The organism is Aeromonas sp. FDAARGOS 1411, from assembly GCF_019047125.1.
Taxonomy (GTDB): domain Bacteria; phylum Pseudomonadota; class Gammaproteobacteria; order Enterobacterales; family Aeromonadaceae; genus Aeromonas; species Aeromonas veronii.
Genome location: NZ_CP077214.1, coordinates 2,930,001 through 2,943,546 on the forward strand (window position 1 = coordinate 2,930,001; position 13,546 = coordinate 2,943,546).

Annotated in this window: 12 protein-coding genes (1 of these 12 running past the window's edge); 6 read left to right on the forward strand and 6 right to left on the reverse strand. The window is 56.3% G+C overall.

Annotated features, from left to right (window positions below):
• From I6L41_RS13055 to I6L41_RS13070, 4 genes are all read right to left on the reverse strand, one after another.
• A protein-coding gene (locus tag I6L41_RS13055; RefSeq protein ID WP_216959343.1) for a bifunctional diguanylate cyclase/phosphodiesterase crosses the window boundary here: on the reverse strand, window positions 1-1,512 show its 5' portion. 420 nt of this gene lie to the left of the window's left edge; the window shows 1,512 of its 1,932 coding nt (coding positions 1-1,512); it begins with the start codon at window positions 1,510-1,512; its stop codon lies off the left edge, out of view.
• A 23-nt stretch (window positions 1,513-1,535) separates the two neighbouring features.
• A complete protein-coding gene (locus tag I6L41_RS13060; RefSeq protein ID WP_216959346.1) occupies window positions 1,536-2,036 on the reverse strand; it encodes a molybdopterin-binding oxidoreductase in 501 nt (166 codons plus the stop codon).
• Between the two features lie 102 nt (window positions 2,037-2,138).
• Window positions 2,139-3,773, reverse strand: a complete 1,635-nt coding sequence (gene groL / locus I6L41_RS13065; RefSeq protein ID WP_005340575.1) for a chaperonin GroEL — start codon at window positions 3,771-3,773, stop codon at window positions 2,139-2,141.
• Window positions 3,774-3,816: 43 nt separating this feature from the next.
• Complete coding sequence (locus I6L41_RS13070; RefSeq protein WP_005340573.1) at window positions 3,817-4,110, reverse strand: co-chaperone GroES; 294 nt, start codon at window positions 4,108-4,110, stop codon at window positions 3,817-3,819.
• A gap of 260 nt (window positions 4,111-4,370) precedes the next feature.
• Here I6L41_RS13070 and I6L41_RS13075 point away from each other — a divergent pair, with 260 nt between their 5' ends.
• Window positions 4,371-5,705, forward strand: a complete 1,335-nt coding sequence (locus I6L41_RS13075) for an MATE family efflux transporter (protein ID WP_254203426.1) — start codon at window positions 4,371-4,373, stop codon at window positions 5,703-5,705.
• A 47-nt stretch (window positions 5,706-5,752) separates the two neighbouring features.
• Here I6L41_RS13075 and I6L41_RS13080 read toward each other — a convergent pair whose 3' ends face one another.
• Window positions 5,753-6,229, reverse strand: coding sequence for an FxsA family protein (locus I6L41_RS13080; RefSeq protein WP_005340570.1), 477 nt, complete (start codon window positions 6,227-6,229; stop codon window positions 5,753-5,755).
• A gap of 442 nt (window positions 6,230-6,671) precedes the next feature.
• Here I6L41_RS13080 and aspA point away from each other — a divergent pair, with 442 nt between their 5' ends.
• Both aspA and I6L41_RS13090 read left to right on the forward strand, forming a co-directional pair.
• Window positions 6,672-8,114: an aspartate ammonia-lyase gene (gene aspA / locus I6L41_RS13085; RefSeq protein ID WP_005340569.1), complete on the forward strand. Its 1,443-nt coding sequence runs from the start codon at window positions 6,672-6,674 to the stop codon at window positions 8,112-8,114.
• Between the two features lie 125 nt (window positions 8,115-8,239).
• Window positions 8,240-9,559, forward strand: a complete 1,320-nt coding sequence (locus I6L41_RS13090) for an anaerobic C4-dicarboxylate transporter (protein ID WP_021229055.1) — start codon at window positions 8,240-8,242, stop codon at window positions 9,557-9,559.
• 241 nt (window positions 9,560-9,800) lie between these two features.
• Here the strand turns inward: I6L41_RS13090 and tsaD are convergent, their stop codons facing one another.
• Entirely contained in the window at window positions 9,801-10,814 is a 1,014-nt protein-coding gene (gene tsaD, locus I6L41_RS13095) for a tRNA (adenosine(37)-N6)-threonylcarbamoyltransferase complex transferase subunit TsaD (protein WP_042052807.1), read from the reverse strand.
• A gap of 179 nt (window positions 10,815-10,993) precedes the next feature.
• Here tsaD and rpsU point away from each other — a divergent pair, with 179 nt between their 5' ends.
• The 3 genes from rpsU (at window position 10,994) to dnaG (ending at window position 13,544) form a co-directional block, all read left to right on the forward strand.
• The gene (rpsU, locus tag I6L41_RS13100; RefSeq protein WP_005309452.1) at window positions 10,994-11,209 is read left to right on the forward strand and encodes a 30S ribosomal protein S21; all 216 of its coding nucleotides are present in this window, start codon (window positions 10,994-10,996) and stop codon (window positions 11,207-11,209) included.
• 15 nt (window positions 11,210-11,224) lie between these two features.
• Complete coding sequence (locus I6L41_RS13105) at window positions 11,225-11,668, forward strand: GatB/YqeY domain-containing protein (RefSeq protein ID WP_216959351.1); 444 nt, start codon at window positions 11,225-11,227, stop codon at window positions 11,666-11,668.
• Window positions 11,669-11,756: 88 nt separating this feature from the next.
• Window positions 11,757-13,544 (forward strand): DNA primase, encoded by a 1,788-nt coding sequence (gene dnaG, locus I6L41_RS13110; RefSeq protein WP_216959353.1) that lies wholly within the window; start codon window positions 11,757-11,759, stop codon window positions 13,542-13,544.
• The last annotated feature ends 2 nt before the right edge of the window (window positions 13,545-13,546 follow it).

Consider the following 13,546-nt stretch of genomic DNA (forward strand, 5'->3'; position numbering starts at 1 on the left):
GGTGGTATCTTCCGTGACCTCCAGGACCAGACTACGTGCAGGCAAATGGTGCTCCATCAATGCCTTGGCCACCCGTTTGAGCAAATTACGCTGGTACATGCCTGGCGAGATATTCACACACATTTGCAGATCAACCATACCAAGCTGGTGCCACTGATAGAGCTGCTCGCAAGCTGTGTTCAGCACCCAGCTCCCAACCCGCTCGGCAAGCTGGAACTCCTCGGCCACCATGATCACTTCGTTTGGCGGAATGAAGCCGAGTTCCGGATGCCGCCAGCGCAGCAGAGCCTCGACAGCTTCACAACGGCCACTCTCGAGATTGACGATGGGTTGGTAATAGAGTTCCAACGCATTGTGTTCCAGCGCCATGATCATGTCCGACGCCAGATGCTTGCGCCGCGCCGTCTCGTTGAGCAGGGAGTTATCGTAAATCACATAGGGGACATGGGTCTTGCGACTATGGAACAGGGCCTGCTCCGCACGACTCAGCAACTCCTGAGTCTTGTCGCTGTCCATCGGATAGAAGGCAATCCCGATCCCGACTTCGAGCCGGAAGGGATAGTTGTCATAGACGATATCTTGCTTCAGCGCATGCAGCAATCGCGCTACCAGCTCCCTGACCTGACGCAGATCGCTGCTGCCACGCTGAATAATGGCAAATTGATCTCCCCCCAGACGTCCGCTCCACTCACCCTCTTCACAGAGCCCCCTGATCCGGGTGGCAAACTCACAAAGCAGATAATCACCGGTGTCATAGCCAAACTTGCTGTTGATATCCCTGAAGTCGTTGATATCGACCAGCACCAGACCAAACGGCACTTCCTGTGTGGCGTACAGCTCCATCCGCTCCAGCAAAGCAACCCGATTGGACAACCCGGTCAGCGGATCCCGTCTGGCCGCTCTGAAATGGCGACGCCCTTCATATATAAGCAGCATGCTGAGCAGCAGCACTGACATGACCAGACCGGAGACCATCAGCAACAAGGCATTGCGCAACTGCCCAAAATGACGATCGTTCTCGGAATAGACGTTAATGTTCTTCTGCATCACAGAAGCGAGGGAGTAGGAGAGCGGCTCTTGCAGCGGGGCAAGGCGCATCATGATCTGCTGATAGTCAGATGCCCCGCTTTGCAACTTGGTGATGTCGGGCTCTATTTGGCGAATATTGGTTTCAATCAGCTGCACCAGACGCAAGGTTTTCTGCTTGTCCTGCATGCTCTTGCGCAGCTGGCCGCTCAACAGGATGGGCGTTCTGCTCCAGAGAATGTCATAACGCAACATCAAGGTGTCATGATCAATCCCGCCATAGTGATAGACCTCTACCGCATTGAGGAAACGCCCGAGCTCCAGCTGCAACTGCATCAGCGCCCAAGAGACATCATAGGTGTATTTCTCCATCGCTCTGGTCGCATTCTGGATCTGCATCAGGCAATAGAGGGTGCTCCCGGTAAACGACAGGATGGATACATACAGAATGACGAGCAGTGGCCACGCCCTGGTCTTTCCTTTCACCCCATGCTCCCGTGCTGTTTTTATCAGTGCTGAATGTCTATCAAATCCAGCTGCCAAATCATCATGTCGGTATATTCGGATCGCTTCAATTCCGGATATTGATCAAGAGGCAGCATAAACCAGACCGGCCCCTTGTCACGCACCCGCATGACAGCCCCATTGTCTTCCCATGCAAGAATGGGCTCGTATTTGGCAACCTTGTCCCATTCAATACGGATCTGGAAACTGTTCAGCGCAGTCAACGTAATGGTCTTGCCATCCGCACCGACTGCAGCCAATACATCGGCCAGTTTTGGGCCTCTGTAGGTGTGCGGCTTATCCACCCACGGGTTGCCGGTCACGATCTCATGTTGCGGCAGAGCCTGTAGTTTTGCCAGATCAAACAACACCTTGCCATCAACTTCGTCTGCCGACTTGATGTTACCACCCACTTTCAGGATCACCGGCCCCGTCAGCGCCTCAGCAGCCATCACCGGCATGATGACCAATGAACACAGTAGTGTCAGCCAACCAAACATTTTCATATCGCCCCCCAGATTTGCTGTCTCAACAGACTCAGTTTAGCCAGATATAAAAAAACGGCTCGCCTTGAGCGAGCCGTTTGTCAAACAGAACAAGGGGGATGATTACATCATGCCCATGCCACCCATGCCGCCCATATCAGGCATAGCAGGGGTATCTTTCTTCGGCAGTTCGGTGACCATGCACTCGGTGGTGATCATCAGACCGGCGATAGAAGAGGCAAACTGCAGAGCGGAACGGGTTACCTTGGTCGGATCCAGGATACCCATGGCCAGCATGTCGCCATACTGTTCGCTGTAAGCGTTGTAACCGAAGTTGCCTTCGCCGTTCTTCACTGCGTTGGCAATGACGGAGGCTTCTTCACCGGCGTTGATGACGATTTGACGCAGCGGGGCTTCCATGGCGCGCAGGGCAACCTTGATACCGACGTTCTGGTCTTCGTTGTCACCACGCAGACCAGCCAGTTTGGCTGCAACGCGAACCAACGCAACACCACCACCGGCAACCACACCTTCTTCAACCGCGGCGCGGGTAGCGTGCAGGGCATCTTCAACGCGGGCTTTCTTCTCTTTCATCTCGACTTCGGTGGCTGCGCCAACCTTGATCACGGCAACACCGCCAGCCAGCTTGGCTACGCGCTCTTGCAGCTTCTCACGGTCGTAGTCGGAGGAAGTCTCTTCGATCTGCTGACGGATCTGGGCAACACGGCCTTCGATCACGCCTGCATCACCCACGCCATCGATGATGGTGGTGTTCTCTTTGGTGATGACGATGCGCTTGGCACGACCCAGATCTTCCAGAGTCGCTTTTTCCAGCTCCATGCCAACTTCTTCGGAGATGACGGTACCGCCAGTCAGTACGGCGATATCCTGCAGCATGGCCTTGCGACGGTCACCGAAGCCCGGCGCCTTGACGGCAGCCACTTTCACGATGCCACGCATGGTGTTGACCACCAGAGTCGCCAGGGCTTCGCCCTCTACGTCTTCGGCAACGATCAGCAGCGGTTTGCCCGCTTTGGCAACACCTTCCAGCACCGGCAGCATTTCGCGGATGTTGGAGACTTTCTTGTCAACCAGCAGGATGAACGGATCGTCCAGCTCGACAGAACCAGTTTCCTGTTTGTTGATGAAGTACGGAGAGAGGTAGCCGCGGTCGAACTGCATACCTTCAACAACAGCCAGCTCATCTTCCAGACCCTGACCATCTTCAACGGTGATGACGCCATCGCGACCCACTTTATCCATGGCTTCGGCAATCAGCTTGCCCACTTTCTCGTCGGAGTTGGCGGAGATGGTGCCCACCTGAGCGATGGCATTGCTGTCGGCACACGGCTGGGACAGTGCCTGCAGCTCGGCAACGGCAGCCACAACTGCCTTGTCGATACCGCGCTTCAGATCCATCGGGTTCATACCGGCGGCAACGGCTTTCAGACCTTCGTTGACGATGGCCTGAGCCAGAACGGTTGCAGTAGTGGTACCGTCACCGGCGGCATCGTTCGCCTTGGAAGCCACTTCCTTGACCATCTGGGCGCCCATGTTCTGGAACTTGTCTTCCAGCTCGATTTCGCGCGCAACAGACACACCATCTTTAGTAATGGTCGGGGCGCCGAAGGACTTGTCCAGCACCACGTTGCGGCCTTTCGGGCCCAGAGTCACCTTGACGGCATCAGCCAGGATGTTTACGCCTTCCAGCATCTTGATGCGGGCTTCGTTACCAAACTTAACGTCTTTAGCTGCCATTTTTCTTCAATCCTTAAATCAATTCGGGGAAAAGGAGGATGGATTACTCTTCGACAATCGCCAGGATGTCGGTTTCTGAGAGGATCAGGACGTCCTGACCATCCAGCTTCTCGGTCTTCACACCGTAGCCTTCGTTGAAGATAACCTTGTCACCAACCTTCACGGCCAGCGCTTTGACTTCGCCATTATCCAGGATGCGACCAGTCCCCACGGCAAGCACTTCACCACGGGTGGACTTCTGGGCCGCAGTACCAGTCAAGACGATACCGCCGGCAGATTTGGCTTCAGCTTCGATGCGCTTGATGATGACGCGGTCGTGCAGTGGACGAATTTTCATCGATAACTCTCCCAAAATGAGTCTCATTGTTGCTTTGAGGAATGGCCGTTCCAGGCCAAATTAGATATGTCCCTGATGTGGGGCAGAGTTGCTAACCCTTCAAGGGCAAATACAAAAAAAATTTTTTCACGTACTATAAACATCTTCGATGGTTCAGCCATGTCCGCACCCTGGTGCAAGGTCGGTTCAAGCCGCCCGTTTTCGATGCCAGAACCTTCAAAGCCAGCTGTAGAGACGAGCCCTTGACCCACACCAACCCCATGTTGACAGCCCCTATTCCGGTCGTACTGCGCCAGATGACGGGCCCCATGATCTTCGGCATCATCGCCATTCTTGCCTTCAATCTGGTCGATACCTTTTTTATCGGTATGCTGGGCACCGAAGCTCTGGCCGCCATCAGTTTTACCTTTCCTGTCACTTTTGTGGTTACCTCGCTGGCGATGGGATTGGGCGCCGGATTGTCAGCGGTGATCGGTCATACCCTGGGGCAGGGCAAACACGATGAGGCAGCCCATCTCGCCACCGACAGCCTGTTTCTGGCGGTGATCATGGTAGCCCTGCTCTCCGCGGGGGGCGCTCTCACCATCAAGCCTCTGTTTACCCTGTTGGGCGCCAGTGCCGAGCTTATCTCCCTCATCCATGACTACATGCTGATCTGGTATCTCACCGTCCCCATGCTGGTGCTGCCCATGGTGGGCAATGCCGCCATCCGGGCGACCGGCGATACCAAAACCCCCAGTCTGGTGATGGCCGTAGCCGGGTTGGTCAACGGAGTACTGGATCCTCTGTTGATCTTCGGCATCGGCCCCTTTCCCGAGTGGGGGATCCGCGGGGCCGCCATCGCGACTTCTCTCTCCTGGTTGATGGCGATGCTGGTCAGCCTCTATATCCTGCGTCATCGGGAGGGCTTGCTGCTGTGGCGCCTCTCGCCGCGGGCTCGGTTGCTGACCCACTGGCGGGCCTTGCTCCATGTCGCCGTCCCCGCCTCTTTTACCAATATGCTCAACCCCCTGGCCAATGCGGTGCTGATGACGATCTTTGCAGGACTGGGTACCGAGGTGGTGGCGGCTTACGGCGCCGCGTCGCGGGTCGAGGCGCTGTTGCTGATTGTGATGATGGCCCTTGCCTCCGTGCTGGCCCCTTTCATCTCGCAAAACTGCGGTGCCGGTAATCCGGCCCGCGCCAAGGCTGCGCTGCAAAGCTGCATGAGTTTTGCGTTGCTGTTTCAGCTCGCCATCTATGGCTTGACCTGGCTACTGGCGCCACTCATCGCCAACCTGTTCAGCGATCATCCGCAGGTCATCCGCCTCATCATTCTCTATCTGCATCTGGTGCCGATCGGTTACGGCTTTCAGGGCATGGTGATGCTGCTGGCCTCTGCACTCAATGGCGTGCGAGCATCCAGTATCTCGTTTTTGTTCAACGGATTGCGGCTGTTTGGTTTTCTGTTGCCAGGAGCCTGGCTGGGGGCAAAGCTGGGAGGAGAACAGGGGATATATCTGGGGATACTGCTGGCCAATCTGGCGGCGGGCACCCTTGCATGGTGGTATGCCCGACACCGCTTCGAGACCTTGTGCCATCAGGGCAAACCCTGATTCAGTCACTCGCCTCGGGTTTTCGTCTCGTCGATTACTCTTTGCGCTCACTCTTTGCGCTCAAATTCGCCTTCGATGGTGGTGCCGCCCTGCTTGGCGTTCCCCAGATGATCATCGGACGGTGCGTTGCCAAACGGCGATTGAGTACGCTGGAAGCCACCCATCTGCATCCGGAACTGGCTGCTGCCGATCAGCTTGTCAGCCAGTTTGTTACGCAGCCAGGGTTGCAGCAACAGCACACCGAAAATGTCGGTCACGAAACCCGGGATAATCAGCAGCAAACCGGCCAACGCCAGCATCATGCCCCCCATCACCTCGCGGCCCGGCATCTCGCCCATCTGCATCTTTTGCTGGGCGCTGAACAGGGTCTTGATCCCTTCACTGCGCACCAGCGAGGAGCCCAATACCGCAGTCAGTATGAGCAAGCCGACAGTCGGCAGCGCCCCGATTACCGAGCCGACCTCGATCATCACGGTGAGTTCCAGTACAACCAGACCCACCAACAACAAAAACAACTTGCCCATATCCACTCCAGCACCGGTAAATTGAGAAAAAGTGGCGTCCATCCAACGATGGTCAGAGGTGATTTTGCCACCCCGTCATCACCACTTTCTGCCCTGAATAAATGGGGGCGGCCCCCCTCTTTTCAAGTTGGTCAACTGACCCCTAAGTCATCAGCAATCTAAAAAACCAGCAAAAAGTCACAAAAATTTATAAAAATCATCATGATAAAAACTTCATAACATATGTGTACTTTCCTCAAAGTAATTTGAAAATGTCGCAAATTTAGTGATCCACCTCTAATAACCGATACCTCAATTGGAGTAGTATATTGATTAGTTTTTCGGGAGGTCATTCTCCCAACCGCCCCACTCGATGTGTGGTGCTTCAGGATGAGCTGTGCGCAAGGAACTCGCGACCACTCGGTGAGGATTTTTCCATTTATCTGATTTCTGAGGCATTACAATGAGCGACATCAAGAACGTCCGCATTGAAGAAGACCTGCTGGGCACCAAAGAAGTTTCCAATGATCTCTACTACGGTGTGCACACCCTGCGCGCTGTCGAGAACTTCAAGATCAGCTCTCAGAAGATTTCTGACGTTCCGGAATTTGTCCGCGGTATGGTGCTGACCAAGAAGGCCGCTGCGCTGGCAAACGGTGAACTGGGTACCATCCGTCCTGAAATTGCTGACAAGATCGTAGAAGCCTGCGACCTGATGCTGAACACCGGCAAATGCTTCGACCAGTTCCCGGTCGACGTTTACCAGGGTGGTGCCGGCACCTCCGTCAACATGAACACCAACGAAGTACTGGCCAACATCGCCTTGGAAATCATGGGTCTGGAGAAAGGCCGTTACGACGTCATCAACCCGAACGACCACGTCAACAAGTGCCAGTCCACCAACGATGCCTACCCCACCGGTTTCCGCGTTGCTGTGGTCAACAGCACTGACGTGACTCTGCACGCGCTGGAGCACCTGATCGCGGCATTCGATGCCAAAGCGAAAGAGTTCAAAAACATCCTGAAGATGGGTCGTACCCAGCTGCAAGATGCGGTTCCGATGACTCTGGGTCAGGAGTTCCACGCATTCGCCGTGACCCTGCGTGAAGAGATCAAATCCATCAAGCGTTGCCAGGAGCTGCTGCTGGAAGTGAACCTGGGCGCGACCGCCATCGGTACCGGTCTGAACACTCCGCCCGAGTACTCTGCACTGGCTATCAAGCGTCTGGCTGAGATCACCGGTCGTGCCTATGTGCCGGCAGAAGATCTGATCGAAGCGACCTCCGACTGTGGCGCCTACGTCATGCTGCACGGCGCCATCAAGCGTCTGGCCATGAAGCTGTCCAAGATCTGTAATGACCTGCGTCTGCTCTCCTCCGGCCCGCGCACTGCACTGAAAGAGATCAACCTGCCAGAAATGCAGGCGGGTTCCTCCATCATGCCGGCCAAGGTCAACCCGGTTATCCCGGAAGTGGTCAACCAATCCTGCTTCAAGGTATTCGGCAACGACATCACCATCACCTTCGCCGCCGAAGCCGGTCAGCTGCAGCTGAACGTCATGGAGCCGGTGATTGGTCAGGCGATGTTCGAATCCCTGAGTCTGATGGAAAAAGCCTGTATTTCCCTGCGCGAGAAGTGCGTGGAAGGTATCACCGCCAACCCGGAAATCTGCATGAATCACGTGCTGAACTCCATCGGTATCGTGACCTACCTGAACCCCTTCATCGGCCACCACGAAGGGGATATCGTCGGCAAGATCTGTGCCCAGACCGGCAAGAACGTCCGCGAAGTCGTTCTTGAGCGTGGCCTGCTGAGCGCCGAGCAGCTGGACGAAATTCTCTCCATCGAGAACCTGATGAACCCGCAATACAAAGCCAAGCGTTTCACCCGCGAAGCTGCCGTATAAGCGAGTGTGGGCCGGGATCTTCCCGGCCCATAAAGTCAGTTCCCGATTGGTCTTTATCCCCAGCCCGATCGGGAATTGGCTTTTTGCCAAATAAAAACCAAAAACTAAAAAATGGAGTTATCGCTATGATTGGAATCGAGTTACTTGTCGTGCTCGCCGCTATCTATCTGGGGGCCCGGATAGGCAGCATCGGCATCGGCTTTGCCGGTGGTCTGGGGGTACTGGTATTGACGTGGGGTCTGGGCATGCCCATCCCGAGCGATCAACTGGTCAGCTACATCCCTTGGGATGTGATCATGATCATCGCGTCCGTCATCTGCGCCATCGCCTGTATGCAACTGGCTGGCGGGATGGACTACCTGGTCTTCCTGGCAGAAAAAGCGCTGCGCAAGAACCCCAAATACATCACCTTCGCCGCCCCGGTGGTCACCTACCTGATGACCATGCTGGCCGGTACCGGTCATACCGCCTTCTCCACCCTGCCGGTGATCGCGGAAGTGGCCAAAGAGCAAGGGATCCGCCCATCCCGTCCGCTCTCCATCGCGGTTGTCGCCTCCCAGATCGCCATCACAGCCTCCCCGATCTCTGCCGCTGTGGTTGCCTTCTCCGGCATGCTCGAGCCATTTGGTGTTGACTACCTGACCCTGCTGGCCATCTGCATCCCCTCCACCTTCCTGGCCTGTATCCTGGGCGCCTTCATTGCCAACATGATGGGCAAGCCGCTGGAGCAGGACGAAGTCTATCTGGAGCGTAAAGCCAAGGGCCTGATCAAACTGCGTGGTACTACCAAGCTCGAGATCAAACCGTACGCCAAACTGTCTGTCTGGATCTTCATCGCCGCCATCGTTGCTGTCATGGCTTATGCCACTGCCATCTCCGGTAAAGTGGGTCTGATCACCAACCCGCCGATCCCCCGTGACGGCGCCATCATGGGCATCATGCTGGCCGCGGCCACCATCATGACTCTGGTGTGCAAACTGGACGCCACTCAAGTGACCAACATGCCGACCTTCAAGTCCGGTATGTCTGCCTGTATCTGCGTACTGGGTGTGGCCTGGCTGGGTAACGTCTTCGTAAAAGGCAACATGGACACCATCCAGCTGATCGCTGGCGACCTGCTGAACCAGTACTCCTGGCTGCTGGCCGTGGTGCTGTTCTTCGCCGCCATGCTGCTCTATTCACAAGGTGCCACCACCAAAGCGTTGATGCCGGCCGCACTGGCACTGGGTGTCAGCCCGCTGACTGCGATTGCCTCTTTCGCAGCCGTGAGCGCCCTGTTCGTACTGCCGACCTACCCGACCCTGCTGGCTGCGGTAGAGATGGACGACACCGGCTCCACCCGTATCGGTAAGGCGGTATTCAACCACCCCTTCTTCGTACCGGGCACCGCCACCATCGCCATCGCCGTGGCACTGGGCTTCTTCTTCGGCGGCATCCTGCTGTAATCCATCGCCTGCCGATCACCAAACAAAAATCCCCGCCAGTTGGCGGGGATTTTTTATCTCTTTACTCTGTGCTTGGCTGTCTGCCAGCAAGAGACCTGACCTCTTATCCGGATGGCTCAACCACGGCGACAGCAGACACCACAACAGCGTGCCAGCGGCGCTATAACCACCGCTGCCGGATTGCAGGAGCGATAGGCCACCATGGTACTCACCACCACGCCAGAAGGCGGGATCCGTCGGATCAGACCGGATCCAGGGTATCCAGCGGCCAGCGCGGCACGGCTTTGACCGCCAGCGGTTCGAACACGCCCGCTTTCAGGCGCTGCATACCGGCATAGGCAATCATGGCGCCGTTATCGGTGCAATATTCAGTGCGCGGATAGAACACCTCGCCCTTGAGGCTCTCCATCAGCTCGGCCAGCTGGGCACGCAGATGACGGTTGGCACTGACGCCACCGGCGACCACCAGACGCGTGAGACCGGTCTCTTTCAAGGCACGACGGCACTTGATGGCCAGGGTATCAACCACCGCATCTTCAAACGCCCGAGCGATATCGGCACGGGTCTGTTCATCATCACCATTGGCGGCGATGGTGTTGGCTGTGAAGGTCTTGAGGCCGGAGAAGCTCATGTCGAGCCCAGGACGGTCAGTCATGGGACGGGGGAAGTGGAAGCGCCCAGTAGTGCCCTTCTCGGCCAGACGGGAGAGCAGCGGACCACCCGGATAGTCCAGCCCCATCAGCTTGGCGGTCTTGTCGAACGCTTCGCCAGCGGCATCATCGATGGATTCGCCCAACAGCTGATAGCTGCCGATACCGTCGACTCGTACCAGCATGGAGTGACCACCAGAGACCAGCAGCGCCACGAAGGGGAACTCGGGAGCTTTCTCTTCCAGCATGGGGGCCAGCAGGTGCCCTTCCATATGATGGACGGCAATGGCCGGCTTGTTCCACGCCATCGCCAGCGAGCGGCCAATGGTCGCCCCCACCAGAATGGCGCCAACCAGACCCGGACCCGCGGTATACGCGATGCCGTCGATGTCATCTTTGCCCAGTCCCGCCTCTTGCAATGCGGCCTGGATCAACGGGATCGTCTTGCGAACATGATCCCGGCTGGCGAGTTCGGGGACGACGCCACCGTAGTCCGCATGCAGCTTGACCTGGCTGTATAACTGATGGGAAAGGATCCCTTTTTGATCGTCGAAGATCGCGATCCCGGTTTCGTCACAGGATGTCTCTATGCCCAATACACGCATTGCTAAAAAATTTCACTGCTAAAATGAGACGGCTATGGTAACCTTCGCGGGTTTTTTAAACCAGAGCGATCTCTGCGGGTTTACTTTCATTCCCTGTCCAGAGTATAATTTCGCACCATTTTAAGACATGCTGATCGATTGAAGGTCAGCTAACAATTTATCACTGAGGTGAAAGGCACATGCCAGTAATCAAAGTCCGTGAAAATGAGCCGTTTGACGTTGCTCTGCGTCGTTTCAAGCGTTCTTGCGAAAAAGCCGGTATCCTGTCCGAAGTTCGTAGCCGTGAGTTCTACGAGAAGCCGACTACCATTCGTAAGCGCGCCAAAGCGTCTGCTGTCAAGCGTCACGCCAAGAAGCTGTCTCGCGAAAACGCACGTCGTATCCGCCTGTACTAATCGGGAGATATTGCCGTGTCTCTGAAGGATCAACTCAAGGATCAGCAAAAGCTCGCAATGCTTGCCAAAGACAAGGCACGTCTGGGAGCGATCCGCTTGTTGATGGCAGAAATCAAGCAACGTGAAGTCGATACCCGTATCGAGCTGAATGATGAGGATATCCTCGCTGTCGTGACCAAAATGGTCAAACAGCGCCGCGATTCCATCAGCCAATTTGAAGCTGCCGGTCGCCAGGATCTCGCCGACAAAGAGTCCGCCGAGATCGTTGTGTTGCAGGAATTCCTGCCGCAACAGCTGACCGTAGATGAAATTTCCGCCCTGATCGAGCAAGCCATCACTGAAAGTGGTGCTGCCGTCATGGCTGATATGGGCAAGGTCATGGCTGTCTTGAAGCCGAAAATTCAGGGGCGTGCCGATGTCGGCGCCGTCAGTGCTCAGGTGAAAACCCGCTTGGCGTAACAGGCAACTCTCTTGTTTGGTCGAAGAAGCCGTGCTTCCCTTGGAATGCGCGGCTTTTTTATTTTCTCCGCAATGAAACAGGACGGTTATGGCAGGCAGGATCCCCCAATCCTTTATCGACGATCTGCTCGTACGCACAGACATAGTCGAGCTGATCGACTCGCGAGTGCGGCTGAAAAAAGCCGGTAAGAACTACCAGGCTTGCTGCCCTTTTCATAACGAAAAAAGCCCCTCTTTTACCGTCAGCCAGGAGAAGCAGTTCTACCACTGTTTCGGTTGTGGCGCCCATGGCAACGCCATCGGCTTTGTCATGGAGTACGACGGTCTCGAATTTCCCGATGCCATCGAAGAGCTCGCCAGCATGCAAGGCATGCAGGTACCTCGCGAGCAGAGCATCGGTGGTTCGGCCAATAGTCAGCCCGCTGTTAGCAAGGATCTGTTCGAGCTGATGAACCAGATCGCCCGCTTCTACGAGAGCAATCTCAAGAGCGCTCCCCATGCGGTGGAGTACCTCAAAGGCCGCGGCCTGACCGGTGAAGTGGTCAAACGATTCAACATTGGCTATGCACCCAGCGATTGGGATCAGGTGCGCCGCCGCTTTGGTACCAGCCGGGATCACGAGCAATTGCTTATCTCGGGCGGCATGCTGATCACCCGTGACAATGGCCCGGGGAGTTATGATCGTTTCCGCGATCGCATCATGTTCCCGATCCGCGACAAGCGTGGCCGGGTCATCGGCTTCGGTGGCCGGGTGCTGGGTGATGGCACACCCAAGTATCTGAACTCGCCGGAGACCCCCATCTTCCATAAAGGGCGGGAGCTGTTCGGTCTCTACGAAGTGAAGCAGGCACACAAGGATCCGCGCCGGATCCTTGTGGTGGAAGGCTACATGGATGTGGTGGCACTCGGTCAGTACGACATCGACTATGCGGTGGCGGCGCTGGGTACTGCAACGACCAGCGACCATATCCACACCCTGTTTCGCACCACCGCCGAGGTAGTCTGCTGCTACGATGGTGACAACGCCGGTCGTGAAGCCGCCTGGCGCGCGCTGGATAATGCCCTCCCCCATTTGCAGGATGGCCGCGAGCTGAAGTTTGTGTTCCTGCCCGATGGCGAGGATCCCGACTCGCTGGTACGCCAGATCGGCAAGGAGGGCTTCGAAGCCTTGCTCGATGAAGCCCAGCCGTTCGCCGACTTCATGTTCGAGCGTCTCGGTCGCGATGCGGCGCTCTCCGGTGAGGCAGGCAAGTTCGAAGTGGCCAACAAGGCCGCCGAGCTTATTCGTCGCGTACCGGAAGGGTTTACCCGCGAAGGGCTGATCACCCGCCTCTCCAGCATGATGCGCTGGGGCGAGAACAAGCAGCGCATCGCCGAGCTCTTTACCCGTAACAGTCAGCCCAAGGCCGAGGCCAACAAACCCAAGGCAGCCAAGCTGACGCCACTGCGGCGTGCGCTGGCACTGATGGTGCAATATCCGGCAGTAACGGCTGAGCTTCCCCCCATGCCGGAATTGGCCGGACTACGCGTACAAGGCATCAAGTTCCTGCTGCAACTGCACCAGCAAATCCTGGCACAGCCCGGTATCACAACCGGTATCCTGCTGGAACACTGGCGTGGTACCAAAGAGGGAGAGATCCTTGCTCAGTTGGCCATGCACGACCTGTTCGAGGAGATCAAACTCGATCAGGAGCCGGATATTCTGGGAGAATTGCAGGACACCTTCGTCGGCTTCATCAACCAGTTTCTGAAACAGCGGATCGAAGAATTGCAGGCCAAAGTGACTCAGGAAGGACTAAGCTCCGAAGAAACCCAAGAGCTGATGATGCTGATAAGAGAGGTGCAAATTGAGAAAAGAAATGAGAGTGGGGCTTGATA

Coding starts and splice junctions, on each gene's coding strand:
- groL (WP_005340575.1), bottom strand. CDS start 3,773: ATGGCAGCTAAAGACGTTAAGTTTGGTAACGAAGCCCGCATCAAGATG.
- I6L41_RS13080 (WP_005340570.1), bottom strand. CDS start 6,229: ATGGGCAAGTTGTTTTTGTTGTTGGTGGGTCTGGTTGTACTGGAACTC.
- I6L41_RS13075 (WP_254203426.1), top strand. CDS start 4,371: ATGTTGACAGCCCCTATTCCGGTCGTACTGCGCCAGATGACGGGCCCC.
- aspA (WP_005340569.1), top strand. CDS start 6,672: ATGAGCGACATCAAGAACGTCCGCATTGAAGAAGACCTGCTGGGCACC.
- dnaG (WP_216959353.1), top strand. CDS start 11,757: ATGGCAGGCAGGATCCCCCAATCCTTTATCGACGATCTGCTCGTACGC.
- tsaD (WP_042052807.1), bottom strand. CDS start 10,814: ATGCGTGTATTGGGCATAGAGACATCCTGTGACGAAACCGGGATCGCG.
- I6L41_RS13070 (WP_005340573.1), bottom strand. CDS start 4,110: ATGAAAATTCGTCCACTGCACGACCGCGTCATCATCAAGCGCATCGAA.
- I6L41_RS13090 (WP_021229055.1), top strand. CDS start 8,240: ATGATTGGAATCGAGTTACTTGTCGTGCTCGCCGCTATCTATCTGGGG.
- rpsU (WP_005309452.1), top strand. CDS start 10,994: ATGCCAGTAATCAAAGTCCGTGAAAATGAGCCGTTTGACGTTGCTCTG.
- I6L41_RS13060 (WP_216959346.1), bottom strand. CDS start 2,036: ATGAAAATGTTTGGTTGGCTGACACTACTGTGTTCATTGGTCATCATG.